21 protein-coding genes are annotated in these 25,624 nt (G+C 41.6%); 6 read left to right on the top strand and 15 right to left on the bottom strand.

The window, feature by feature from the left end; all coding sequences use genetic code 11:
• Window positions 1–235 precede the first annotated feature (235 nt).
• Together H6G32_RS07765 and H6G32_RS07760 are read left to right on the top strand one after the other, a co-directional pair.
• On the top strand, window positions 236–1,246 hold the full coding sequence (locus H6G32_RS07765) for a hypothetical protein (RefSeq protein WP_190456768.1): 1,011 nt from the start codon (window positions 236–238) through the stop codon (window positions 1,244–1,246).
• Between the two features lie 469 nt (window positions 1,247–1,715).
• A complete protein-coding gene (locus tag H6G32_RS07760; protein WP_375539789.1) occupies window positions 1,716–2,795 on the top strand; it encodes a chromosome segregation protein ParM in 1,080 nt (359 codons plus the stop codon).
• A 240-nt stretch (window positions 2,796–3,035) separates the two neighbouring features.
• Here the strand turns inward: H6G32_RS07760 and H6G32_RS07755 are convergent, their stop codons facing one another.
• Window positions 3,036–3,362, bottom strand: coding sequence for a hypothetical protein (locus H6G32_RS07755; protein WP_190456766.1), 327 nt, complete (start codon window positions 3,360–3,362; stop codon window positions 3,036–3,038).
• Between the two features lie 104 nt (window positions 3,363–3,466).
• A complete protein-coding gene (locus H6G32_RS07750; RefSeq protein ID WP_190456764.1) occupies window positions 3,467–3,742 on the bottom strand; it encodes a hypothetical protein in 276 nt (91 codons plus the stop codon).
• Between the two features lie 368 nt (window positions 3,743–4,110).
• On the opposite strand from H6G32_RS07750, the gene H6G32_RS07745 reads away from it, so the two are divergent.
• On the top strand, window positions 4,111–9,657 hold the full coding sequence (locus H6G32_RS07745) for a trifunctional serine/threonine-protein kinase/ATP-binding protein/sensor histidine kinase (RefSeq protein WP_190456761.1): 5,547 nt from the start codon (window positions 4,111–4,113) through the stop codon (window positions 9,655–9,657).
• Window positions 9,658–9,668: 11 nt separating this feature from the next.
• On the opposite strand, the gene hypB is transcribed toward H6G32_RS07745, so the two are convergent.
• From hypB to H6G32_RS07690, 11 genes are all read right to left on the bottom strand, one after another.
• On the bottom strand, window positions 9,669–10,505 hold the full coding sequence (gene hypB / locus H6G32_RS07740) for a hydrogenase nickel incorporation protein HypB (protein ID WP_190456759.1): 837 nt from the start codon (window positions 10,503–10,505) through the stop codon (window positions 9,669–9,671).
• Window positions 10,496–10,837, bottom strand: coding sequence for a hydrogenase maturation nickel metallochaperone HypA (hypA, locus tag H6G32_RS07735; RefSeq protein ID WP_190456757.1), 342 nt, complete (start codon window positions 10,835–10,837; stop codon window positions 10,496–10,498). The genes hypB and hypA overlap by 10 nt, the downstream gene beginning before the upstream one ends.
• A gap of 239 nt (window positions 10,838–11,076) precedes the next feature.
• A complete protein-coding gene (gene hypE, locus H6G32_RS07730) occupies window positions 11,077–12,168 on the bottom strand; it encodes a hydrogenase expression/formation protein HypE (RefSeq protein ID WP_190456755.1) in 1,092 nt (363 codons plus the stop codon).
• Between the two features lie 50 nt (window positions 12,169–12,218).
• Window positions 12,219–13,337, bottom strand: a complete 1,119-nt coding sequence (gene hypD / locus H6G32_RS07725) for a hydrogenase formation protein HypD (protein ID WP_190456753.1) — start codon at window positions 13,335–13,337, stop codon at window positions 12,219–12,221.
• Window positions 13,338–13,407: 70 nt separating this feature from the next.
• On the bottom strand, window positions 13,408–13,704 hold the full coding sequence (locus tag H6G32_RS07720; RefSeq protein WP_190456751.1) for a HypC/HybG/HupF family hydrogenase formation chaperone: 297 nt from the start codon (window positions 13,702–13,704) through the stop codon (window positions 13,408–13,410).
• Window positions 13,705–13,756: 52 nt separating this feature from the next.
• Window positions 13,757–16,138, bottom strand: a complete 2,382-nt coding sequence (gene hypF / locus H6G32_RS07715; RefSeq protein WP_190456749.1) for a carbamoyltransferase HypF — start codon at window positions 16,136–16,138, stop codon at window positions 13,757–13,759.
• A gap of 692 nt (window positions 16,139–16,830) precedes the next feature.
• The gene (locus H6G32_RS07710; RefSeq protein ID WP_190456791.1) at window positions 16,831–18,018 is read right to left on the bottom strand and encodes a hypothetical protein; all 1,188 of its coding nucleotides are present in this window, start codon (window positions 18,016–18,018) and stop codon (window positions 16,831–16,833) included.
• Between the two features lie 238 nt (window positions 18,019–18,256).
• Window positions 18,257–19,123, bottom strand: coding sequence for a NifU family protein (locus H6G32_RS07705; RefSeq protein WP_190456747.1), 867 nt, complete (start codon window positions 19,121–19,123; stop codon window positions 18,257–18,259).
• A 355-nt stretch (window positions 19,124–19,478) separates the two neighbouring features.
• The gene (locus H6G32_RS07700; protein WP_190456744.1) at window positions 19,479–19,703 is read right to left on the bottom strand and encodes a hypothetical protein; all 225 of its coding nucleotides are present in this window, start codon (window positions 19,701–19,703) and stop codon (window positions 19,479–19,481) included.
• 8 nt (window positions 19,704–19,711) lie between these two features.
• Window positions 19,712–19,978 carry a hypothetical protein gene (locus H6G32_RS07695; RefSeq protein WP_190456741.1) on the bottom strand — a complete coding sequence of 89 codons (267 nt, stop codon included), beginning with the start codon at window positions 19,976–19,978 and terminating at the stop codon, window positions 19,712–19,714.
• A 57-nt stretch (window positions 19,979–20,035) separates the two neighbouring features.
• A complete protein-coding gene (locus H6G32_RS07690) occupies window positions 20,036–21,007 on the bottom strand; it encodes a hypothetical protein (protein ID WP_190456740.1) in 972 nt (323 codons plus the stop codon).
• Between the two features lie 607 nt (window positions 21,008–21,614).
• Between H6G32_RS07690 and H6G32_RS07685 the strand changes: the two genes are divergently transcribed.
• From H6G32_RS07685 to H6G32_RS07675, 3 genes are all read left to right on the top strand, one after another.
• On the top strand, window positions 21,615–22,577 hold the full coding sequence (locus H6G32_RS07685; protein ID WP_190456738.1) for a hydrogenase small subunit: 963 nt from the start codon (window positions 21,615–21,617) through the stop codon (window positions 22,575–22,577).
• An 83-nt stretch (window positions 22,578–22,660) separates the two neighbouring features.
• Window positions 22,661–24,256 carry a nickel-dependent hydrogenase large subunit gene (locus H6G32_RS07680; RefSeq protein WP_190456736.1) on the top strand — a complete coding sequence of 532 codons (1,596 nt, stop codon included), beginning with the start codon at window positions 22,661–22,663 and terminating at the stop codon, window positions 24,254–24,256.
• Between the two features lie 203 nt (window positions 24,257–24,459).
• On the top strand, window positions 24,460–24,882 hold the full coding sequence (locus H6G32_RS07675; RefSeq protein WP_190456734.1) for a hypothetical protein: 423 nt from the start codon (window positions 24,460–24,462) through the stop codon (window positions 24,880–24,882).
• A 94-nt stretch (window positions 24,883–24,976) separates the two neighbouring features.
• Here the strand turns inward: H6G32_RS07675 and H6G32_RS07670 are convergent, their stop codons facing one another.
• The gene (locus tag H6G32_RS07670) at window positions 24,977–25,348 is read right to left on the bottom strand and encodes a type II toxin-antitoxin system PemK/MazF family toxin (RefSeq protein ID WP_190456732.1); all 372 of its coding nucleotides are present in this window, start codon (window positions 25,346–25,348) and stop codon (window positions 24,977–24,979) included.
• Window positions 25,327–25,623 (bottom strand): hypothetical protein, encoded by a 297-nt coding sequence (locus tag H6G32_RS07665; RefSeq protein WP_190456730.1) that lies wholly within the window; start codon window positions 25,621–25,623, stop codon window positions 25,327–25,329. Before H6G32_RS07665 ends, H6G32_RS07670 begins: the two co-directional genes overlap by 22 nt.
• Window position 25,624: the final 1 nt, after the last annotated feature.

Genomic DNA, 25,624 nt, shown 5'->3' with positions numbered 1-25,624 from the left:
GATTTTGAGCTATAAATTCCTGTAGTTCGCCGATGACTCCACCCACCGCAGGTATCTCTTGTTCTAAATACTGCTTTATCATTGTTCTGTTTTAGACTTGTATGCTCTCTCCGTATTATCTCTTATTTTTTTTCAAAAATCAAATATTATTCCTATATTAAAAGCTGCTATCAAATTTGATGGCAGTGCATTATTAGTAAATTGCAAAAAAATAAACTAAAAAAGGTAATTACCCATGTCTGAAGATTCCCAGCGGAATGCTGCTGTCAATGCTGCTGCGACAACCAACATTTACCACGCCAATTTACAGGATTTACCTTTAAGTGCAGCACGTAGATTTTATAAAAGCGGTATTCGTCCTGGAGAACCTACAAGAACTAGAGTACAAGCCCAAGAAATGTTAGAGAAGATTCCCCCTTCTCAACGCGCAGGTATAGACAGCCAATCTGCGGCTAGTAATGCCGAACAGTACCTATCTGATAAGCACGCTAGTCACATCAAACCTCACAGCAAAGGAGGTTCTAATAATCCGAACAATATCAAATGGGAGAATGGCAAAGCCAATATTGCTCGTGGTGGTAAAACCATGACTTGGCAAGAGAAAATGAGATTAGATGCCAAATGGCAGTTTGACAACCTGACTGGTGCTGTTAAAGCCGGTCTTCAAGCTGCACCTGTGGGGGCTGCCGTAGGTGCGTTAACAGCCGCTCCTTTTTCGCTTCTAACTAATGCTCTGCGTGTAGTCCGAGGCGAAATTTCTGCACAGGAAGCGACTACAGCGACATTAAAAGATACCGTTATCGGTGGTGCAGTTGGAGGTACAACGGCATTTGCAACTGCAACATTAGCAGCAGCTTTTCCACCAATCGGAGTTTTATTAACCGCATCTGCACCTGCATTAGCTATTGGTGGTACTGTGCTTATGGCTGTTGAGTTTTTCAAAATCCTCGATGACCATAAACAGGATGTAAGAGTATATTACGAGTCTTTAACTCAGCACGAACTAGCGCATTTGCAAGCAATTGAAAATGAACTGATTTATGAACACAATAAAAATCTAGAATTTTTGGCTGAAGCAAAAGCAATTAATCAAAACATTACAAATCGTCCAATTGCGCCAGGAGTAGAAGGGGCTATGCAACGTTTGCGGGAATCAGTCGCTATTGCAAAATCTTTAGGACTCACATCAGCAGATAGTAAGTTATTGCCTGATTCTCAACTTCCTTACCTTCCTCCTCATTCCTAGATAATTAGTCAAAAAATCTATGATTTTTATCCTACCTTTGGTATTCGGTGCTGTAGGTGTGGCCGTTGGTGCTGTTGCAGGTGCTTTTACTGCTCATGCTGTTGGCGAAAAGGACAGACAAGCAGCCAAACATCACAGAGAAGTTGCCAATGAATTAACAGACAAATACGCAAATTTAGAGAAAAAATATCATGAATTTGCTGATGAAACCAAAAAGCAGATTAGTGATTTTACTCGTCAAAACGTATTAAGTGAAATAGAAAAAGACTGTTTGCGTTTAGCAGTGAGATTACAGCAAAATCTTATTTCTTTAATGTGGGAGATTGACAGAGAACCTACAGCAGACGCTTTAAACAGATTTCAAACAGCAGTAGAACAAACTAACCAACTTCTCTACGAACTAAAAGAAGAGTTAATTATTGTTCCTGATGACTACTATGCACGTCTTTTAGAAGCAATAGCAGCAACTATAGCAATCAAAAAGATAAAAACTAAAAAAAGGTTAACAACCAAAAATATTGGCAGCAAAATTATTCTCAGTGTTGATTTAGGCAGAACCAGCACAAAGGCTTGTGTCAGCCGAGAACCGAGCGGTGTAGCCTTTATTCCTGCTCATGTGAAGCAAATATCAATCGAACAAATTCGTGGCGGTGTGTTTGAAGCCAAAGCGATTGACCCTTTGATGGCTTTATGGCTGGAGTATGAAGGCAGTGGCTATGCTGTTGGTCAGTTAGGATCTGATTTGGGAGCTAATTTAGGTCACGGACAATCGAAAGTAGAAGATGCACTAGTAAAAGTTTTAGGAAGTGCTGGCTACTTTAAACTCAAAGATGAAATTGCCGTTGTATTGAGTCTACCTTTTCTATCTTTAGAGCAACACGAAGAAGAAAAAGAACAGTTGATCAGTTTGGTAACTGGCCCCCATGTGATGAATTTCCGAGGTGAAGCTTTATCTTTGCACATTACCAAAGTCTGGGTAATGCCAGATGGCTATGGTAGTTTGCTGTGGTCAGAAGCTCAACCCAATAAAGGCACAGCACTTCCTGATTTTACGAAAATCTTAGTAGGGATTGTTGATATTGGTTATCAAACAATTGACATGATCATGGTGGATAATTTCCGGTTTGTTAGATATGCTTCTAAAAGTGAAGAATTTGGAATGAGCAATTTTTATGAGATGGTTGCAGCAGAGATAGAAGGTGCTGATAGTCAATCATTAGCACTGATTTCTACCGCCAACAAACCCAAGGGAGAACGCTTTTACCGCCCCAAAGGTGCTAGTAAATCCACTAACCTAGATGATTTTCTCCCCAACTTAATCGAGATGTATTCACGGGAAATTTGCTCCCGTATCCTCGCTTGGTTGCCAGAGCGGGTGACAGATGTGATTATTACTGGTGGTGGCGGAGAGTTTTTTTGGGAAGATGTACAACGTCTGCTTAGAGCAGCTAGAGTCAATGCCTATTTAGCCGCACCTTCCCGACAAGCTAATGTTTTAGGGCAGTATATTTATGGAGAGGCTCAATTAAGGAAAAATATACACTTATGAATTCAATTGCATTTTGGAAAGATTCTGCTCAGTTAATATTCTGGCTTGTAACTGCTTGTGTAGCCATCTTACAATTACAAACTAATAGAAAATCACAGACATTTATAACGAGTATTTCAAAGATTTATCAATAATTGCACTATGGGAAGTAACGACACATGAGCATAAATGCCTTAGATTTGTTAAAAAATATGCCACACATATCCAAGGTGTGGCACAAGGCTAAAAATATTCAGTAAATTAGTATTTACAAATGTAGTTATTTTGACCGTCAAATTCTTTAATGCTAATCTCACCTTTAATATCGGGACGCCATTCTGCTATTGTGCTGAGATGCTTGGTAGCACGTGGCGGAGTGGCAATTAGCCATTGGTATGATGAACAGTGCTTGTTTGATATTTTGAAAATTTTAAACTCAAGTTGTTCCAGAATGTTTTCTTCCAACCACTTCCATTCCCTTAGCCTATCTAAGACACTTTCATCCAAGTAAATATTTCCATCTATTTCTTTTTTAGAATCGGAATAGTTTATCACTTGTGCCTGACCATTAGAAAAATCGACTTTCATATCTGGAGTGTGTTATTTTTACTTCCTCCATGCTAGATAATACTTAAGCAGCTTGTGTGGTATTAACCGCAATCTTCTTACCGCAAATTCCGTACCACTTATCCTCATTCAGTATCTCCTCCCCAATGGGGGATTATGGCAGCGACTTCTTGCCGCAGTTGTTGCATCCTATTAATGGCTTCTTGAATTGTTGTTTTGGTAGTAGGTTTTCCCCAAGCATTATATTTGGGTAAACTTTCTTCTTTAGGTGAAATTTTTATATTATCTAATGGTTGTACAACTAATAATACTTCAACAGATTTATCTTTAAAATCTGTAGGTGTCTGGATTTGTAATATCCCATCTGTACCAATATGCGCCAACAATTTTATTGTTTCCATTTTTCACCATGCGGATAGATAGTTTCAGTTTTTTATAAACTCTATCAATCGAGTGCTTGTTTAAATAATATTAACGCTTATTATATATTTTAAATAACTGCAACAGCATTAACACTTAATTATACAAAAATTTAACCTGTTAAAACAGGTTAAATTCCTATTTATTATGGAATACTGCACCAAGGCGTAGCGTCAACCACAGGAGATAGAGAAGGCTAAGAGCCTCTGAATACCAACCTTTTAACGCTACTTTGAGAATTAATTAGGATTTGTAACGGCTTGTGAAAGAGTGCGTAGTTTTGTCTCAAATACTAAAGTTATAAACTTGCATGGGCATTTTAAGGATACTTCTATTGCCCCCGAATACCATGACAGCCACTTTATCTGGTTATCAACTCCTTGAAACCATTCACTCCGGCAGTAAAACCGTCATTTATCGTGGACGGCGAGAAACAGATAACGCCTCTGTCGTGATTAAAACTCATTTGTGCGAATATCCACCCCTAGAAGATGTTGCTCGACTGCGCCACGAATATCAAATCATTAAGCCGCTGCGAATTCCTGGCATTGTCAAACCTTACGAGTTAAAGAATTATCAACATGGTCTGGCTTTGGTTTTGGAATACGTTCCGGGTTGCTTGCTTAAAGAACTGATTGCGACTCAAGCAACCACCTTGATTACTTTTCTCAAGGTGGCGATTAATCTGGCGCACACCTTAGGAGAACTGCATGCCCAAAAAATTATACATAAAGATATTAAGCCACACAATATACTAATTGACCCCGACTCTGGGGAAGTCAAACTAATTGACTTTAGTATTTCCTCGCGCCTTGATCAAGAAAATCCCACCTTGAGCAATCCTAATTTGCTTGAAGGTACCCTTGCCTATATGTCCCCTGAGCAAACAGGCAGAATGAATCGGGTATGCGACTATCGCACCGACTTTTATTCATTGGGTGTGACCTTGTATGAAATGCTGACGGGTACTTTGCCGTTTCATGCTGCTGACCCGATGGAGTTGATCCACTGTCACATTGCTAAAATGCCAGCCGCACCGTGTCAAGAAACCGTGTGTCGTGTTCTGGGAAATGTGCCAGAGGGGATTAGTGCAATTATTTTGAAGTTGTTAGCGAAAACAGCAGAGGAGCGGTATCAAAGCGCTTGGGGACTGAAAGCGGATTTAGAGGAATGCTTGTTTCAACTTCAATTGACTGGCAAGATTGAAAACTTCGTACCAGGAAGACGGGACAAATCTGGGCATTTTTTGATTCCGCAAACCCTGTATGGACGAGAAACAGAAGTATCAACTTTAATGACTGCCTTTGAGGATGTGGCAGGTAGCAGCAGGGAAATGATGCTTGTTTCCGGTTATTCAGGAATTGGCAAAACCAGTGTTGTGAATGAAATTCATAAACCGATTGTGGGGGCAAAGGGTTATTTTATTGCTGGCAAGTTTGACCAGTTTAAGCGCAATATTCCCTATGCATCTTTGATTCAAGCTTTCCAATCTTTGATTCAGCAATTGCTCACCGAAAATGCTGCCCAAACTCAAGGGTGGAAAGAGAAACTGTTAACGGCGTTGTCGGACAACGGGCAAGTCATTATCGATGTGATTCCGGAAGTCGAACTAATTATTGGTACCCAGCCACCTGTAACACAATTGGGAGCGACAGAATCTCAAAATCGCTTCAATCGCGTCTTTGGGCAATTCATTGGGGTATTCACGACGCAAGATCATCCGCTGGTTGTTTTTCTTGATGATTTGCAGTGGGTAGATTCGGCATCGCTGAAGTTAATTGAGTTATTGATGACAGATAGCGATGGGCTACGCCAATATTTATTGTTAATTGGGGCATATCGCGATAACGAAGTTTCCCCCACTCATCCACTGATGCTCAGTTTAGACAAGATGCAAACAGCAGGTGCGGTGGTGAATAACATCGTTCTAGCACCGTTGCAGTTAACGGATGTGGCAGCGTTAGTTGGGGATACGTTGAATGACAGAGAATGCACAAAACCCCTAGCAGAGTTACTGTTCCACAAAACCGGGGGCAATCCGTTCTTCTTAACCCAACTGCTAAAAACCCTGCATCAAGAAGACTTGTTAACTTATGACTTCGAGCCTGGAGTGTGGCAGTGGGATATTAAAGATATTCAAGCCATCGGCATTACTGACCTAAATGTTGTAGAACTGACAGCGAGAAATATTCGCAAACTGTCATTAGAAACGCAAAAAGTCCTGAAACTGGCTGCTTGTATTGGTAATACTTTTAACTTAGATGTATTGGCGATCGTCAACGAAGCATCTTCTCTAACAACTGCGGCGCAATTGTGGTCAGCCCTTCAAGCTGGATTAATTTTGCCCTTAAATCAGGATTACAAAATTCCCTTAGTCTTTAGTCAAGAGGACTCAGGGGAGATTGCCTTAAAGGATGTCAAGGTTGACTACAAGTTTTTACATGACAGAGTGCAGCAAGCAGCGTATTCTCTGATTCCCGATGAACAAAAGAAAGTAACCCATCTGAAAATTGGTCAATTACTGCTGCAAAATACTTCACCAGAAGCACGCAAAGAAAATATATTTGCTTTAGTTAACCAACTCAATTACGGTACTGATTTACTAATATCTGAAACAGAAAAATATGAACTAGCAGAACTAAATTTTATCGCAGGTCATAGAGCGAAAGCAGCCACAGCATACGATTCCGCTGTTAAATATTTGCAAGTAGGTTTAGGACTTTTAGCAGCAGATAGCTGGAGGTGTCAATATGAACTGACATTAGCACTGCATGAGGAAGCAGCAGAGGCAGCTTTTTTGAGCGGTGATTTTGAAGGAATGCAGAGATTCGTTGAGGTAGTCCAAAACCAGGCTAAAACGCTGCTGGACAAAGTGAAAGTGTATGAAGTCCAGATACAAGCTTACATAGGGCAGAACAGGCTGCTAGAAGCGGTTAGTACGGGGCTAAAAGTTTTAAAGCTGCTAGGGGTGGAGTTTCCCCAAGAGCCGAACGCGTCAGATATTGGGCAGGCACTAGGGGAAACTGCGGCAATTTTGAGTGGAACGCGAATTGAGAATTTAGTTGAGCTGCCTCAAATGAGCGATCGCTATAAATTAGCAGCTATGCGACTGTTATCAAGCATCTTTGCTCCTGCATACATGGCTGCGCCAGAACTGGTGCCCTTGACGGTGTGCAAACAAGTAAATTTATCCGTCGAATATGGTAATGCTTCCGTTTCTGCCTTTGCTTATGCCAATTATGGTCTTCTGCTTTGTGGAGTTGTGGGAGATATTGATTCAGGTTATCAGTTTGGTCAATTAGCTTTAACTCTAGTGTCAAAGTTAAATGCTCAAGAAATCAAAGCCAAGACACTCCTGATAGTAAATATATTTATCCGACCTTGGAAAGATCATCTGAGAGAAACCTTAGAACCTTTGGTGTCAGTTTACTCTAGCGGACTGGAGACAGGTGATTTAGAATTTGCTGCCTATGGTCTACTAATGTACTCCTATTTGGCTTACTTTAGCGGCAAAGAACTAACTGTCCTGGAAACAGAGATGGCAATCAATAGAGATGCTATTCATAAAATCAAGCAAGAAACAGCGCTTCATTATCTAGAAACCTATTGGCAGTCCACATTAAATCTGCTGGGAAAGAGTGAAAATACTTGCCGCCTCAAGGGTGAAGCCTGCGATGAGCAGATAAGATTACCATTGCACGAGCAAGCGAACGACAGATTGGGAGTTGCCTACATATATTGGAACAAACTTTTACTTAGCTACTGGTTTGAAAATTACTCAGAAGCGATGGAAAATACTGCCATAGCAGAGAAGTATTTAGACGTAGTGGTAGGATTGCCTGTTGTTCCTCTGTTCCATTTTTACGATTCTTTAGTACGGCTAGCGGTATATGCCGATAGCCCAGAGTCAGAGCAAAACGTCATCCTCTCTCGCGTCCAAGCTAATCAAGAAAAAATGCAAAAATGGGCGCATCATGCCCCAATGAATCATTTACACAAATTCTATTTAGTAGAGGCAGAACGGCACCGAGTTTTAGGGGAAAAACTAAAGGCAATAGAGATGTACGATCGCGCGATCGCTCTTGCTAAAGAAAACGAGTACATCAACGAAGAAGCCCTAGCTCACGAACTTGCAGCTAAATTCTATTTCTCATGGGGTAAAGAAACTATTGCCAAAACCTACATGACAAATGCCTATTACGCCTATAGCTATTGGGGGGCTATTGCTAAAGTCAAAGATTTAGAAGAAAGATACCCGCAATTAATTTTGCGTAAACGCGTTCGCGAAGCGTCTCTAAGCGAAGTGACTGGTAGTGAGACATCGCCAAACACAGAAAATTTAGAAGCTCATTACCTGCAAACTATTCAAACAAACTCCACCACCACCGGGGGTGCTCAGATTCTCGACTTGATGACAGTGATGAAAGCTTCACAGGTGCTGTCAGAAGAAATGGTGCTGAGTCTCCTGCTCGAAAAAATGATGAAAATTGTCATCGAAAATGCAGGCGCTCAACAAGGTTACTTTATTGCCAAGCACGAGGCTCAATGGATGCTAGAAGCAGCGGGAATGGTTGTAGGTAAGGAGGTTAGCATTGTTGTTAACCCAGAGCATAAAACTAATTTACCCTTACTCCCAGTTGCTTTATTCAACTATGTCGAAAGAACCAGAAACAACCTGGTTTTAGACAATGCTGTTAAAGACTACCGATTTGGGGCTGATGCTTATATCACCACTCACCAATCCAAGTCGATTTTGTGTCTACCGCTGATTCACTCTGGCAAATTTACTGGTATTCTTTACCTAGAAAATAATCTCATTCCTGGTGCTTTTACCCCCGACCGGGTGAAGGTGCTAGCTCTGTTGATAGCACAGATTTCGGTGGCGATCGACAACGCCCGTCTCTACACCAATCTGCAAGCCTACTTGCAACAACTAGAAGCCAAATCACAAGAACTCGAAGCTAAAAACAAAGCTTTGCAAGCATCCGAAACGCGAGAGCGAGAAAAAGCAGAACAACTCGAACAATCCCTGCACAAACTACAACAAACCCAGGCTCAACTTGTGCAGACCGAGAAAATGTCAAGCTTAGGCCAACTGGTAGCAGGTGTTGCCCACGAAATCAACAATCCCGTCAATTTTATCTTTGGCAACCTCACCCATGCCAACGACTATACCCAAGATGTGCTAAGACTGCTGGAACTTTACCAGAAACATTACCCATCTCCCCATCCAGAGATTGAAGAAGAAGCTCAGGCAATTGATCTAGAATTTTTGCTGGAAGACCTGCCCAAGCTACTTTCCTCTATGCGGGTTGGTGCAGACAGAATTCGCCAAATAGTTGCTTCCCTGCGAAGCTTCTCGCGCATGGACGAAGCCGAGATCAAAGCCGTTAATATTCATCAGGGCTTTGATAGTACTTTAATGATTCTGCAACATCGCATCAAACCCAAGTCTGACCGTCCCGGTATTGCCGTGATCACAAACTACGGCAACCTGCCCCAAGTGGAATGCTATGCAGGGCAACTGAATCAAGTGTTTATGAATGTGTTGAGTAATGCGATCGATGCTTTAGAGGAGTCATTAGTGGAGAAACCAGGACAAATGACTACACCAACTATTAGTATTAACACTGAAAAAGTTGATGCTGATCAAGTCGAAATCCGCATTGCAGACAATGGTTTGGGTATGCCAGAATCTGTTCAGCAACAATTGTTCAATCCTTTCTTCACCACAAAACCTGTGGGCAAAGGAACAGGTATGGGCTTGTCGATTAGCTACCAAATTATCACCGAAAAACACGGTGGTTCACTCTCTTGCATCTCAAAACCCGGAGAGGGAACGGAGTTTATCATCCGTATTCCTGTTTCTCAGTTCGGCAGCAACGGGAAAAAGTGACTTCACAACTTTTACCCAAAATATGATTCGGGTATTTTTGACTGAGCCACTTTTTCAGTTAACCAACTATACAAATTTGCTAACCCCTCACCAGTGGTGGCGGAAACCTGAAAAATTTGAATTTGCGGGTTTACTTGTCGGGCATATTCAATGCAGCGTTGTACATCAAATTGCACATAAGGCAACAAATCAATTTTGGTGAGAATCATCACCTCACTTGCGCGAAATATATGGGGATATTTGATTGGTTTATCTTCTCCCTCGGTGACAGAAAGAATTACTACTTTTGCCTGTTCACCTAAATCAAATAAAGCGGGACAAACTAAATTACCGACATTTTCAATCATGACAACTGAATTTAATGGCGGGTTTAGTTGCTGTAAACCCCGTTCTATCATTGATGCATCTAAATGGCAGCCTGTACCTGTGTTGATTTGCACAACTTTACAGCCTGTTTCTTTGATTTTTTGGGCATCATTAGTTGTTTCTTGGTCGCCTTCAATTACACTGATAGATAACTGATGTTTTAAATCGTTGATAATGCGAGTTAACAAGGTTGTTTTTCCAGAACCGGGAGAACTCATTAAGTTTAAAGCGAGAATATTTCGACCTTTGAACCAGCCCCGATTTTGGGCTGCTAATAGGTTGTTTTTGGCTAAGATATTCTGTTCTAATGATATGGTTGTATTATGGATTTTGGCGTGAATTTGTGATGCTTGGCTGTGGGAATGGGTGATAACAGTGCCATCAGCTAAGGTGTGGGTATGATGGTTGTGTTCAATTTCACTGTTTTCTAAATTGGTGATTTTCGCTTCGGCATCATCGGAACAACCGCAGGTTATACACATATTTCTTCTATCTCTATTTCTTTGATTTTTAGTTCTTCGCCTGCTATTAGGTCTAGTTGCAGGCTACCACATTTGCAAATTCCAAAGGGTTTTTCTAAAGAAATTTCTGTACCGCATTGGCGACATTTTGCTAAACCGGGAATTTCTCTAATTTCTAGTTTCGCACCTTGGACAATTGTGTCTTGAGCACAAATATCAAAGCAAAATAATATTGCATCGGGCATGATGGCTGAAAGTTTGCCAATTTCTAATAATACTCTTTGTACTTTTTGCCCTTTAGCTTGTTCGCTGACGATGGCAATTATGTTTTGGGTGATTCCTAGTTCGTGCATTTTTATGTTTTTAACTAACCGCAAAGGACGCTAAGGGCGCTAAGGTAAGAAAGAAAAGTAAGAAGGTAAGAAGAATGAATAGGGTTTTGATTTTTGGCTTGTTCGCTGATGATGGCAATTATGTTTTGGGTGATTCCTCGTTCGTGCATTTTTATCTTTTTAACTAACCGCAAAGGACGCTAAGGGCGCTAAGGTAAGAAAGAAAAGTAAGAAGGTAAGAAGAATGAATAGGGTAAGGTTTAACAAATTCGGGGTAGTTGGTCTCCTACTAGCATATCAACTATGCGTTGGGCGCCGAAGGCGGTTTTTAATAATACTATTCTTTGGGGTGAGGGGATGGCTTCGCCAATAATACGGGCGTCTTTTCCGGTGGGGTGTGATTTCATGGCTGATAAAACTTTGTTGGCATTTTCGGCGCTTACTGCTATTACTAATTTGCCTTCGTTTGCTAAGTATAGGGGGTCTAAGCCAAGGATTTCACAAATTCCTTTTACTTCTTCTTTCACTGGGATGGACTGTTCATCTAGGCAAATTCCAATGTTGGAACTGATGGCAAATTCGTTTAATACTGTGGCTAAACCTCCCCGTGTGGCGTCTCTCATGGCGTGAATTTGAGGGCAGGCTTTAAGAATGGTTGCTACTAAATCATGTAATGGCTGACAGTCACTTTCTATATTGGTTTCTAATGCTAATTCTCCACGGGCAATTAAAATTGCGGCTCCATGATTTCCTATTTCACCGTTGACAATTATCACATCTCCAGGTTGAATGTTGGAGGCAGAAATATTTATTCCTGCGGGAATGATGCCAATTCCAGCGGTGTTAATAAATATTTTGTCGGCGGCACCACGATGGACAACTTTTGTGTCTCCGGTGACAATTTGCACGCCTGCTTTTTGGGCGGCTGCTTTCATGCTTGCAGCTATACGCCTCAAGGTTTCTACAGGTAATCCTTCTTCTAAAATGACGCTACAGGTGAGGTATAAGGGTTTTGCACCACTGACGGCTAAATCGTTAATGGTACCGTTTATGGCTAATTCTCCTATATCAGAACCAGGAAAAAATAAGGGGTCTACTACATAGGAATCTGTGGTAAAAGCTAGTCTATCTCCATGTTGTAAGAGATTGGCTAAATCAAAGGTGGCTTGGTCTTCTAATTGGGAAAGAATGGGATTATTAAAATTTTTAACAAAGATATCATCTATTAAATCGCGCATCGCTTTACCACCGCTTCCATGTGCGAGGGTAATATGGGTATCTCGCACTTTTGCTTGGCGTCGGCGGATTTGTTCGATTTTCTCAAAGAGGGGATTTTGGGCTGATTTATTCATTTTTAAAATTTAATTTATTTTTGAATTTTGAATTTTGAATTTTGAATTGTTTATGTGCTCTTGGCTATTGTTGAAAGTCGTCCGTATTTGTAATAGGCTGCACAAGCACCTTCGGAAGATACCATGCAAGTACCAATGGGGTTTTCGGGGGTGCATGCTGTACCAAATACTTTGCATTCCCAAGGCTTGAGGACTCCTTTGAGAATTTCGCCGCATTTACAGGCTTTATGGTCGGCGACTTTTAAGTTAGGAATGGTGAATTTAATTTCAGCGTCAAATTGGGCATATTCAGCCCGAATTTTTAAGCCGGAGTTGGGTATTTCACCTAAACCTCGCCAATCAAAGTTTTCTCGTACTGCAAAAACTTTGTTCATGGCTTCTAGGGATAAAGCATTTCCGGCTGTTTGTACTAGGCGGTTATATTGGTTTTCGACTTGACAACGATTTTCTACTAGCTGTTTTAATAGCATCCAAATTGATTGGAATATATCTAATGGTTCAAATCCAGAAATTACTATTGGTTTATGATATTGTTGGGTGATGAACTGGTATGGTTCGGTGCCAATTACCATGCTGACATGACCGGGACCGACAAATCCATCTAGTTGTAAGTCGGGGTTTTCTAGTAGTGCTTTGAGGGCGGGAACCACGAGGACGTGATTGGAAAACATACTAAAGTTAGAAATTTTTTCGGCTGCTGCTTGCAGAATGGTGAGGGCGGTGCTGGGGGCGGTGGTTTCAAAGCCTAAGGCGAAAAATACAATTTCTCTGTCGGGGTTGTCTCTAGCTATTTGCAGGCTGTCTAGGGGTGAGTACACCATGCGGATGTCTGCACCTGTGGCCCTGGCTTGCAGTAGGCTGGTTTGGGAACCGGGAACTCTCATGGCGTCGCCAAAGGTGGTAAAAATTATGTTAGGATTTTTTGAGATGGCGATCGCATCATCTATTCTTCCTTTGGGCATGACGCATACTGGACAACCAGGCCCATGGATTAATTCGACGCTGTCGGGTAAGATTTCTTCTATGCCATATTTGAATATGGAATGGGTATGACCTCCGCATATTTCCATTATTTTGATATGTTTTCCTAGCTTTTGGCTGAGTTTTTCTATTTCTCGGCTTAAGGCTTTGGCTTTTTCTGGTTGGCGAAATTCATCTACGTATTTCATAGGTTGGGAATTTTTTAACGAACCGCAAAGGACGCAAAGGACGCGAAGGAAGAAGAAGAAGAAGAAACTATTAGCTTTTTGAATTTTGAATTTTGAATTTTGAATTTTGAATTTCTATTCCTGTTTGTGTGTCTGCGATTTCTTGCAGTAGTTGTAATGTTTCTGCGGCGTCTTGTTGGTTAATTCGATTCATGGCAAAGCCGACGTGCACTAGTACCCATTCTCCTATACAGGTTTCGGGGGGATGTTGTTCGTCAACGATACAAGCTATATTTACTTGGCGTTTGACTCCACCAATGTTGACTATGGCTAGTTTATGTTCGGGGTTGGTGATTTCAATAATTTGTCCGGGAATTCCTAGGCACATTTTAATTTTCCTTTTTTAAGAGATAGGAGGCGCAGAGGACGCAGAGAAAATACTAAAAAGTAATTGATTTGGCGGCAGCTATGAGGGCTTGTCCTAGTGATAAACCGCCGTCGTTGGTAGGTACTAAGCTGTGTGTGAGTACGGAAATTTCTAATGTTTTTAGGCGTTTGGTAACTTGTTCTAATAAAATCCGATTTTGAAATACTCCTCCTGTTAAAATGACTTGATTAATCAGGTTTTGTTGGGAAAGTTGCTTCACCATCTCTACAATGGCATTGGCTAAACTTTTATGGAATTTTGCTGCTATGACTGGTTGAGGTGTTTGCTGCTGTAAGTCATTAAGCAAGGCTTCCCACATTGGGGCAGGGTCTATACAATAAATACTATCTAAAACGCCTAGGTTAAAAGGATAATTTAGCGTTTCTTCAACTTTATTTAAGCTGTTGCTATCAACTAAGGCTTCTATTGCTATCGCTGCTTGTCCTTCATAGCTACATTCTTCTCGACAAATACCGATTGCTGCTGCTACTGCATCGAACAACCGCCCCACGGAGGAAGCTGGGGGTGAGTTAATTCCTTGTTTTATCATCTGGTTAAGTAGCTTGAGTGGCTTTTGTTCGAGAAAGTTTAAAATTTCTAAATCACCATATTTTTGTTTTAAATCTTCCCAACCAAAGGCGGATATTAATTGGGCGTAGGTGTTCCGCCACGGCTGATATATTGCTTGTTCTCCACCTATCATTGCTACTGGTTTAACTGTTGCTAATCTCTGAAATTGCCGATAATCGGCTAACAGAAATTCTCCACCCCAGATTTTGCCGTCTTCACCGTAGCCTAATCCATCGAAGGCGATTCCTAAAACTGGGGCTGAATCTAGGGGAATACGGTTTTCTGCCATGCAGGCTGCTATATGCGCGTGATGATGTTGAATAGAATAAAGTTTGATTTGATTGGCGGTTGCAAGTTCTTTGCCAAGTTTGCTTGAAAGATATTCGGGGTGTTTATCTATGGCAATAATTTCTGGTTGATGCTCAAATAAATTTAAGTATAAATTTAGGGTTTCTTGATAAGCTTTCAACGCCGCAGGGTTTTCTAAATCTCCTAAATGTTGAGAAATAATTGCTTCACCGTCTCGCAATAAACAAAAGGTATTTTTTAACTCACTACCCATTGCTAAAATTTGCGGGATATTTTCAAATCCCGGCGGTAAATTAATCGGTGCTGGTGCATATCCTCTAGCACGGCGAACTGTTTGCAGTTTATCACCAACTACTCGCACTACTGAATCATCTACCCGGTTCACAATCTCCCGATTGTGTAAAATAAAATAATCTGCAATTTTATTTAACTTTTCTCGCGCTTCCTCATTATCAATACATTGCGGTTCATCAGCTAAGTTGCCACTGGTTAAAACAATTGGGCGATTCATCCGCCTGAGAATTAAATGATGTAAAGGCGTATAAGGTAGCATAAACCCAAAAGCATTTTGCCCTGGCGCAACTGATGCTGCAATGGTGAATTTTTTCTGCTTTAATTCCCGTACAACAGGCGAAATGCCTGTTTTATTATCTAATAAAACAATCGGTGCCGCCGAACTAGCTAATAATTCTTTTTCCTTCTTATTAACAGTACAATATTCTTGAATTACTTCTATATCTCGTGCCATTAAAGCAAAGGGTTTATCATAACGCTTTTTGCGTTGGCGCAGTTTTTGAACTGCTGTTTCTTGTGTTGCATCGCAAGCCAGATGAATACCACCTAAACCCTTAATTGCAACTATTTCACCTTTTTGTAACAGGGTACAAACAGCATCAACATCATCTAACATTGAGAACATGGAAGCGGTAACAGTTTTACCATCAGCACGTTCTAACCAAGCTTGAGGTCCGCAAATATGGCAAGCTATTGGTTGGGCATGAAAGCGGCGATTTTCTACATCGTTATATGCTTTCTTGCATTCGGCACACATAGCAAAAGCTGCCATGCTGGTATTTTGTCTGTCGTAAGGAATGGCGTGAATAATACTCAAGCGGGGGCCGCAATGAGTGCAATTAGTAAAGGGGTAACGATAAAATCGGCTAAAAGGGTCAAAAATTTCTTTTTGACATTCTGGACAAGTGGCAGCATCAGGGGCAATTTCTGTTTTAACTGCGTTACTCACACTATGAGAAATTACAAAATCATCGAAGTTGAATTCACCTGTATAGGGAGTGCGTGTTAGTTGATTGATTTTGGCTAAAGGTGGGCATTCTTGCTGTAATTTTGTGATGAATTCTGTTAAAGCTGTCTCACTCCCAGATACCCGAATTAAGACTCCTTGACCATCATTACAAACGTCTCCACGCAACCCGCAAGCTTTAGCGAGACGATAGACTGTGGGGCGAAATCCTACCCCCTGAACTGTGCCGCGAACTCTAATTTGTTCAATTGCCATATAGCAGTTTTATCTGAGTTATGAAAACCATTTTTTTAACTAACCGCAAAGAACGCAAAGAAAAGAGAATAAAGAAAAAATTAAACTCTTTATGAATCCAGTAGTGTGCGTTCCCTAACGCACAATTTATGGGATTTTCAATGAATAAAACAGATGACCATATTTACCTTTTTTCGTCAATGCATAAGTCAGCAAATTATTTAGTAGATTTTTTGATGCGTCTCTTTACGCATCCTACCCGTAGGGTGCATAACGCACAATTTATGGGATTTTCAATGAATAAAACAGATGAACATATTTACCTTTTTTCGTCAATGCATAAGTCAGCAAATTATGTTGTAGATTTTTTGATGCGTCAGTGGACGCATTCTACCGGTAGTGTGCGTTCCCTAACGCACAATTCATCGAATTTTCAATGAATAAAACAGATGAACATATTTACCTTTTTTCGTCAATGCATAAGTCAGCAAATTATGTTGTAGATTTTTTGATGCGTCAGTGGACGCATTCTACCGGTAGTGTGCGTTCCCTAACGCACAATTCATCGAATTTTCAATGAATAAAACAGATGAACATATTTACCTTTTTTCGTCAATGCATAAGTCAGCAAATTATGTTGTAGATTTTTTGATGCGTCAGTGGACGCATTCTACCGGTAGTGTGCGTTCCCTAACGCACAATTTATCGAATTTTCAATGAATAAAACTATGGTTAAACTTCCACAGCAAAATTCGATTGTTTCCAGAATCAGCTATTACCGCTGTTTGTCCACAAATTTTGATGCCATAGCACCAATTTAAACTTTCTCTCGTTGGTAAGCCAAAGTGACGATTTTCATTCTTACTTTGAAAATTCTTTTGTCCAACGATAGCATCTGCTACTTTACCTTGTAGTGATAAAATTGATTCTGGCTTTTTCCATCCTAGCAAGCGCGAGTTAGCTGTATCTGCAACTACCAACCAATCACCTGCAACCGCTACACCATAAGGCATACTCAAACTGCTAGCGTTGGGGTAATAGCCTCCTTGATTCATTTCTACAACATCAAAGTTTTTTTGTCCTAAAACTACTGCACAAGGGGTATTATTTTCTGTGGGCATTCCTTGCCAAATCATTACGCGATGATTCCCGGCATCGGTGACAACTAAATTTTCTCCCCAAAAGGCAATATCGTGACACCAACGCATACTCTCGGCTGAGGCAGATTTGCCACCATTTTCATTGCGAGATACCATGTCTGGTTGTCCCAAAACTAAATCAGCAGGTTGACCATTTTCTGTTGGTAATTGCTGCCAAATTAACAATCGCCGATTTCCTGTATCGGCAACAAATAGCTGTCCTTGATAATAGAAAACTCCATAGGGCCAGTGCATTGTATTGGCAGATGCTTGTTGGGTTCCCCGGTTTGGTTCATTATCGCTAAAATTAGCTTGTCCTAACACTAAATCTGCCGGGACATTACAATCTTCAGGTAAATTTTTCCAAATTAAAACTCGGTGATTCCAAGCATCTGCAACTGCTAACCCTGTCCCACAAGCACAAATTCCTGTAGGTACACTCAGGGTTGTTCTTCCTGGTGTACTTTTAGCATTTTGTCCTTCGTGATTCAAGTCTGGTTGTCCAATTACCCAGTCAGCAGGTTGACTATCTGTGGTGGGTAAATTTCGCCATCCTAATAAGCGATGATGTCCTGTATCTGACACCCACAAGGGGCCAGTTGGTGATATTAAACAAGCACCACGGGGGCCAAACATTGTTGAGGAATTTGGTAATATTGGTATGGCTAATTGTTCTGGTTTAATAATGTTACCTAAAATTACCTCTGCACCTTGAAGTGAGAGGAGGAAGTTTGGGGAAGTTTCTCTAAGTTTTTGCGGCAATTTTGGTGTGTGATTAATTTTGACAAAGGTGTATAGCAAACCTAAATAAATCGTAAAAACTTCTCTTTCTTTATTCTCTCCGTATCCTCTGCGGTTGGTTAAACAAATATTTTCATAAAGCGCTTCTCCTTTCGATGCAATAAACACTAACCTCTCCCCTGCAAGGAAAGGGAGTTAGGTTTCTGGTGTTGTCATTGATTCGAGTAAGAACTGCTATATTAACCGCAGTTAGGTTAGATTATTGTTGCATTTGCACAAAAACGTGATCATCTTTAATTCTTACTTCATAAGACTGAAGAGAAACATCAGGGGCGGTTAGACATTCGCCAGTTTTTAGCTTATACTGGAATCCGTGAGCAGGACAGGTGAGAATCGCATTTTCTACCTTACCAGTATCTAGGGCATATCCTAGGTGAACGCAGGCATTGTGGTAACAGGTAATATTATCTCCTTGACGATGTAAAATCAGGGATTTTTCAGCAATTTTTACGGCTAATATGCCTGATTGTGGAATTTGCTCAACGGTAGACACTTTCACCCAATAGGTTGCTTTGGTTGGGGAAAATGGACTTGTTAAATTAGAATTAGTTTGATTGAGATTAGGGCTATTATTGACAGCAATTACTTTGGTGATTTCTGGGCAATGATTTTTAATTGCTTGTTCAATTCCTTGAGATAAAGTCAAGGTGGAAGCTGGACAACTACTGCAAGTGCCAATTAACTTAACTTCGACGGTATCAGGTGGTTTAATAGCTACTAGTTCTACATCCCCATGATGGCTTTGTAAGCTGGGACGGACTTCTGCTAGGGCTGTGTGAATTCGTTCTAGAAGGGGTGGTTTTGGTGGTTTGACTAATTCGTGATAAAGCAAAACTGCGTATACTAATTCATCAGATACAGCATGACGCAAAGCTGACATTGATTCTTGCTTGAGGTTTTTAATTAAATGTGTTAATGCTGCTTTGTGTAAGGCTTCAATGGCTCGTTTTAAGCCGACAACTACGCAACGCTGGCTTTCATCCCATTCAGAGACAATTGCCTCGAAGCGATTTATTTCTTGAACTAATTCTTCTAGTGTGGCTGTGTGTTGAATCAGTTTGACCATTAGTTATTAGTAACTCTTGAATGTTGGCGAATGAATAGACTTATTGCAAAATTAATATTTTCGAGAGGTTCAGATCCCCGACTTCTTCAAGAAGTCGGGGATATTTAAAAATATGGGTATTGATTTTATTGATGATGAATCCTAATTCGTGCGTTAGGGAACGCACGCTACAGGTAGAATACGTCCCATGAAGTCTCAGAAAACGATTAAATCAGCCCAAGATTAGGATAAATTTGCACGGTGCATAAGTCCTAATTTAGAACTAGGAATAAACGGCAAGGTTTATCGATAGCTATATGTTCCCAAAATAGAGTTTTGCCAATTAAATGAAAAGGTTAAATGCTCAACTCTGTACTCATTTAGTTTTGAAGTCTTTCAGGAGAAATGGCATAAATGCACCCGTGACTAAGCTAGATAGTATGATGGGTATCCAGACGGGAATGTCAGCTTGTGCTAGTGATATTAATAGCAGGGAACATATCATGATGCCAATTGCGGTTTGACGGAGAAAATACAAGGGGTCGCGTAGTAGCTTTCCTTTAAAAAATAACTTGGCGGAAAACCACCCAAGTTCTAACATGATTCCTCCTAGTTATTTGTGATTAAATTCAGCACAGCTAGTCCAAAAATGATGGCGGGAATGACACCAGCGGGAGCAAATAAGCTACCAAGCATTGCGGCTAATTGATAACCTAAATCTTTCCCAGCTAATAACATTCCGCCAATAGCACCGCCAATCATTGAGAAGGCTGTGGCTATGATTACCCATGCACATCCTGTGGCTAGGTTTAGTTCGCCAGATGCTAAACTTGTGAGAAAATCTTTTAGTTCTGGGCTGGTGAAAATTTCTCTCATGAAAATGCTATCCTCTCTATCAAGTCCACAGTAAGCAATTCTGGCTGATACTTACCGTTACCAGTGAGCTATTTCTGCTTCAATTTCTTGCTGTGCTTGGGTGACTACTTCTGCTTGTTCTATTTGTTGGTGCTGGGTGAAGATTTCCCTGGCTTGTTGACAGTAAGTACGCGCTTGCAAGAGGTTTTGTAGATTACCTGCTTCTGGTTTTTCTGGGTCGTCGGGTAAGTTGAATAAGGCGTTGGCTTTGTTAGAAATTGTGTTAGCGTATTCTAGTGGTGTGTCTTTGGGGTTACGCACTTTCAGGGCTTCGTCATAAGCAGCGATCGCACGCAAGTTGTTTTCTAGGGGATGGGAACTCACCAGATATTGCAATGCATTACCCAGGTTGTTCTGCAACATCGCATATTCTCTAGGGTGATCAATCAGCTGTATATGCTTCAGCGCTACCTCAAATGACTGCACAGCTAACCCTTGGCGCAAGTATTCCCGTTCTGATGCTAGGGGCATGGACAGGTAGGCGATCGCAATATTGTTGTACAAAATCGCGTATTCCTGGGGGTAATCCTGCCAGGTAAACACCCGCAAAGCCTCATGATACGCTTGGATGCTGTCTACAATCCGCGCTAAATTAAACTGTACCAAGGACTGCAACACCAACCCCATATTCATTTGGGCCTCTGCTACTTCCACAGGCGTTGCTAACTGTTGTAAAATCGGCAACGCTTCCTCATAACCGACTTTTGCTTGCAGCAGCAGTTGGGGGCCTTTATCGGGAATTGTCTGTAATGTCCCCGCCATCCCCGCTTGGGCGCGGGCTTTTAGCAAAGGATATTCATCACCACACATTTCATCAGCCCGGTAAAACAAGGAAACTGCGTTCCGCAAATCTTGGGCGGTTTCTGGCTTTTTTTGAAAGCCTTGGGCCATTTCGATCAGCATCTGGATTTTTTCTGCTGTCGTTGCTGACTCCGATGCAATAGCAGCAACAGCAGCCTTAACGCCTGAATCTGTAATGCTAGGGGTCATAATTAGCGGCCAGTTGGGGAATCGAGTCTGTCAACGCCCACAAGTCAGGGCGATAGATAGCAAATCGATTTACGCAGATTTTGAGTTTCCTCTTAATTCCCCAATCTCAAACCTTCCCATCTTTTTTTAATCCCCTAGGGAAATAAAATCTGGGAAGCCACAGTTTTAATCACCAGGCATTTTTACCAGAGGTCTAATAAATGCTCCTTGGATTTAATGAATCAAGTTTTATAACTATACGGCACTATATCTAAAAATATCTAGAGGGGAATTACCAATATTAAAGATAGTTTAAAGTTATTTAAAACTTTATGAAATATTCTTTGTACCAACGCTCAACAAAATGGACAACAAGATCCCCGACTTCTCTAAGAAGTCGGGGATCTGCAATTCATGTTTTTTTTGAAAAGTCTGCTATTAACTTAACTTTTATATAAAAATTATTGAAATAAATGGTTTTGAGTGATTATAAATTCTTGTTTAATAAGCAGCAATTGAATTAAAAAATACGTTATTTTAAAATAATAAATATTGATAGATGGGTGAGACTCTACAAGCTTGAATCACCTAGATCATGCATGGTAAACAATAGAAAAACACTTAGCCGATGACTAATGTACTATGGCTACAAGGTGGTGCTTGTTCTGGTAACACCATGTCATTTCTGAATGCTGAAGAACCGACAGTCTGCGATTTGATTGCTGACTTTGGCATTAATTTACTTTGGCATCCCTCGTTGGGGCTGGAACTGGGCGCAAATTTGCAAAAACTTTTGTGGGATTGCGTTGAAGGTAACACTCCTTTAGATATTTTGGTATTTGAAGGCAGCGTGATTAATGCCCCCAATGGTACCGGCGAGTGGAATCGATTCGCCGATCGCCCGATGAAAGATTGGTTAACAGATTTAGCCGCTGCTGCTAAATTTATTGTGGCTGTGGGCGACTGTGCCACCTGGGGGGGAATTCCCGCCATGTCACCCAACCCCAGCGAATCACAGGGTTTGCAATTTCTCAAGCGTCAGGAAGGCGGTTTTTTAGGCACAGATTTTTTGACACAATCGGGATTACCTGTGATTAACATTCCCGGTTGTCCGGCACATCCTGACTGGATTACACAAATATTAGTGGCGATCGCCACTGGACGCATTGCTGATATCGCCCTAGACGACCTCCATCGCCCCCAAACCTTCTTTAACACATATACCCAAACAGGCTGTACCCGCAACGTTCACTTCGCCTACAAAGCATCAACTGCCGAATTTGGTCAACGCAAAGGTTGCCTATTTTATGACTTGGGTTGTCGCGGGCCGATGACTCATTCCTCTTGCAACCGCATTTTGTGGAACCGCGTTTCTTCCAAAACCCGCGCCGGAATGCCTTGTTTAGGTTGCACAGAACCAGAATTTCCCTTCTTTGACCTAAAACCAGGAACCGTATTTAAAACCCAAACAGTCATGGGAGTTCCTAAAGAATTACCGCCAGGGGTAAACAAAAAAGATTACGCCGTCCTCACAATTGTTGCCAAAGACGCCGCCCCAGCATGGGCAGATGAAGACTTTTTCACCGTGTAAGGCGACTCCCCAGTTTGTATTTGTAGAACAGGCGTCTCGCCTGTACAAGTGATTAATCAACTTTTCACCAATCACCAAAAAACATGGCAATTGAAACATTAGATATTTCACCGGTGGGAAGAGTTGAAGGCGATTTAGATGTGCGAGTTGATATTGAAAATGGGCGAGTAGTGAACGCCTGGACTCATGCCGAACTCTTTCGCGGCTTTGAAGTGATTTTGCGCGGCAAAGATCCCCAAGCTGGATTAATTGTCACGCCGCGAATTTGCGGTATCTGTGGCGGTTCTCATCTAACTTGTGCATCTTGGGCATTAGATACAGCTTGGGAAAGTGAAGTTCCCCGCAATGCAATTTTAGCCAGGAATTTAGGTCAAATCGTCGAAACCATTCAAAGCATTCCCCGCTACTTTTATGGTTTATTTGCCATTGACTTAACCCATAAAAATTACCGTCGTAGCCGCTTTTATGAAGAAGCCGTTCGCCGCTTTGCCGCCTACACAGGCAAATCTTACGAAATCGGGATTACAATTTCTGCCAAACCTGTAGAAATTTATGCCCTTTTAGGTGGACAATGGCCTCACAGCAGTTATATGGTGCCTGGTGGTGTCATGTGCGCCCCCACCTTAACTGACATTACCCGCGCTTGGGCAATTCTCGAATATTTCCGCACCAATTGGTTAGAACCGGTGTGGTTGGGTTGTTCATTAGAACGTTATGAACAAATCCAAACTTATGATGATTTTCGGGATTGGTTAGATGAAGACAAAAACCATCGAGAATCAGACTTAGGTTTTTATTGGCGCATGGGTTTAGATATCGGTTTAGATAGATATGGCGTTGGTGTTGGTAAATATGTGACTTGGGGATATTTGCCACACGAAGATAAATATCAAAAACCAACCATTGCAGGTCGAAATGCAGCCTTAATCATGAAAAGTGGCGTCTATGACAGTGTTGCAGACACACACACCTTAATGGATCAGGCTTTTGTCCGCGAGAACACAACCCGCGCTTGGTATGATGAAGGCAACGAGGATATTCATCCAAGCGATCGCACCACCAAACCCACCGCCAACAACGCCAAAGACTTTGATAACGCCTATTCCTGGTCAAGCGCAGTACTTCACCAAGACTTCGGACGTTTAGAAGCAGGTGCCTTAGCGCGTCAATTAGTCGCCGGTGGTCAACATGGCGAATCTTGGCAACACCAAGACGGCTTCATCCTCGACGTCTTCAAAAAAATGCGCGGTGCAAACATTCACGTCCGTCAGCTAGCACGGGTTCACGAACTTGTCAAGTTATATCGTCAAGCCGAACATTGCTTACGCGAATTCAAATTAAACGACCCCTGGTATATCAAACCCACAGAAAAAGATGGACGCGGGTGGGGTGCAACAGAAGCAGCGCGGGGTTCCCTCTCCCACTGGGTAGAAGTAGAAGGCGGTAAAATCAAAAACTACCAAGTTATCGCCCCCAGCACCTGGAACCTCGGCCCCCGTGACAGCCAAGAAACACGCGGCCCCCTAGAACAAGCCTTAATCGGGACACCCATCCACGATTCCACCGATCCTGTAGAAGTAGGACACGTTGCGCGATCGTTTGATTCCTGCTTAGTTTGCACAGTTCACGCCCACGACGCCAAAACAGGCGTTGAACTAGCCCGTTTTCGCACAGCTTAAATTATTTCTCACGCAAAGGCGCAAAGGCGCAGAGAAGAACGCAAAAAATCTCTTTCTTCCTTCCTTCCTTCCTCTTCCTTCGCGTCCTTTGCGTCCTTTGCGGTTCGTTTCTCTTAACTGTCAGTTCCATCACAAAACCAACATAAACAGTAAGCTACGCTGTTAACGCGCTCCAAAAAAACTAACATTTATAAGGTAAGCTAGTGTCTGATTTAGAACTACACAAACATCTCCCACTCCTACCCGAAGCAGCACTACAAGAATTTACAGAATGGTGTGTATTAGAGCAAGCAACAGCCGCAGGATGTAAACTAACACCAGATAAAACCAAATTAGATAACTTAGCACCAGGAGAATACATCCCCAAACTCATAGATCAATTCATGAAAGTTAAACCAGACCCCATCAAAGCTGGTTTAGTAGCAGTAATCGCCGGACAACAATCAGACAAACACAATTTATCTGGTGTAGCAGCCCTAGTTGATTTTGTATCACTTTACGTCAAATACTTAATACCCAAAGACGGTAGCACACCAGAACAAGCCGAAGAGATATTAACAAAAGCCGGACAACATCAGTGTGAAAAACTAGTAGAAATCGCCACCAAACACGGCGTAACCTTCTAGATTTGTAATTCTAAATTCCCTCGTTCCTAGCCTCCGGCTGGGAACGCTATTTTAGAGGCTTTGGGAGATGTATATTTGACAATTGCAACCTTTCTCAAAGGTTCACCAAACCAAGACTTATCTGAATAGCTTTATCTACCTGTTCCATTATTGCTGGAGGTAAAATTCCCAGACGTTTTATTAGTCTTTGCCTGTCAATTGAACGAATTTGATTGAGGAGTACCACCGAATCTATCTGTAAACCCCCTTCTGGTACTTTAATCAACACTTCTGTGGGATACAAAGGTTCAGTAAACTGGGAGGTGATAGCAGCGACAACAGTTATAGGACTGTGCTGGTTAGAAACATCGTTTTGTAAGATTAAAGCTGGACGTGTCTTTTTAATTTCTGCCCCAACAGTTGGATCGAAATTAACCAAATACACTTCGCCACGTTTAGGGTAAATTATTTTTCGTTTATCTGACACGCTTCTTCTTCCAAATCAAACCACTCTTCAACCAACCCCAAATCACGTTCTGCACGTTGGATAGCGCCTTGTTTCAACTGTTCTCTAAGGTGGGCTAAGGCTTTCTCATTAATATAGTATTGTACTGCTTCGTTGATAAATCGACTGCGTACACTTTCAGCGGGCGTTTCCGCGCCATCGTCTAGTGTCTCCTCTGGAGATTCGCCTTTTTCGATAACTTGATCAATTAGTTTAATCGTCTCTTCTGGCAAGGTGATGTTAATCCGGCGATGCATG

The sequence above is a fragment of the Cylindrospermum sp. FACHB-282 genome (genome assembly GCF_014697195.1).
GTDB lineage: Bacteria > Cyanobacteriota > Cyanobacteriia > Cyanobacteriales > Nostocaceae > Cylindrospermum.
This window is presented reverse-complemented; position numbering and strand designations above follow the sequence as displayed.

Bases quoted from the DNA above. Each gene is read 5' to 3' on its own strand.
- H6G32_RS07665 (WP_190456730.1), bottom strand. From the start codon at position 25,623: ATGCATCGCCGGATTAACATCACCTTGCCAGAAGAGACGATTAAACTA.
- H6G32_RS07750 (WP_190456764.1), bottom strand. From the start codon at position 3,742: ATGGAAACAATAAAATTGTTGGCGCATATTGGTACAGATGGGATATTA.
- hypB (WP_190456759.1), bottom strand. From the start codon at position 10,505: ATGTGTATAACCTGCGGTTGTTCCGATGATGCCGAAGCGAAAATCACC.
- H6G32_RS07745 (WP_190456761.1), top strand. From the start codon at position 4,111: ATGACAGCCACTTTATCTGGTTATCAACTCCTTGAAACCATTCACTCC.
- H6G32_RS07705 (WP_190456747.1), bottom strand. From the start codon at position 19,123: ATGGTCAAACTGATTCAACACACAGCCACACTAGAAGAATTAGTTCAA.
- hypF (WP_190456749.1), bottom strand. From the start codon at position 16,138: ATGGCAATTGAACAAATTAGAGTTCGCGGCACAGTTCAGGGGGTAGGA.
- H6G32_RS07690 (WP_190456740.1), bottom strand. From the start codon at position 21,007: ATGACCCCTAGCATTACAGATTCAGGCGTTAAGGCTGCTGTTGCTGCT.
- H6G32_RS07695 (WP_190456741.1), bottom strand. From the start codon at position 19,978: ATGAGAGAAATTTTCACCAGCCCAGAACTAAAAGATTTTCTCACAAGT.
- H6G32_RS07755 (WP_190456766.1), bottom strand. From the start codon at position 3,362: ATGAAAGTCGATTTTTCTAATGGTCAGGCACAAGTGATAAACTATTCC.
- H6G32_RS07720 (WP_190456751.1), bottom strand. From the start codon at position 13,704: ATGTGCCTAGGAATTCCCGGACAAATTATTGAAATCACCAACCCCGAA.
- H6G32_RS07700 (WP_190456744.1), bottom strand. From the start codon at position 19,703: ATGTTAGAACTTGGGTGGTTTTCCGCCAAGTTATTTTTTAAAGGAAAG.
- H6G32_RS07765 (WP_190456768.1), top strand. From the start codon at position 236: ATGTCTGAAGATTCCCAGCGGAATGCTGCTGTCAATGCTGCTGCGACA.
- hypA (WP_190456757.1), bottom strand. From the start codon at position 10,837: ATGCACGAACTAGGAATCACCCAAAACATAATTGCCATCGTCAGCGAA.
- hypD (WP_190456753.1), bottom strand. From the start codon at position 13,337: ATGAAATACGTAGATGAATTTCGCCAACCAGAAAAAGCCAAAGCCTTA.
- H6G32_RS07680 (WP_190456736.1), top strand. From the start codon at position 22,661: ATGGCAATTGAAACATTAGATATTTCACCGGTGGGAAGAGTTGAAGGC.
- H6G32_RS07685 (WP_190456738.1), top strand. From the start codon at position 21,615: ATGACTAATGTACTATGGCTACAAGGTGGTGCTTGTTCTGGTAACACC.
- hypE (WP_190456755.1), bottom strand. From the start codon at position 12,168: ATGAATAAATCAGCCCAAAATCCCCTCTTTGAGAAAATCGAACAAATC.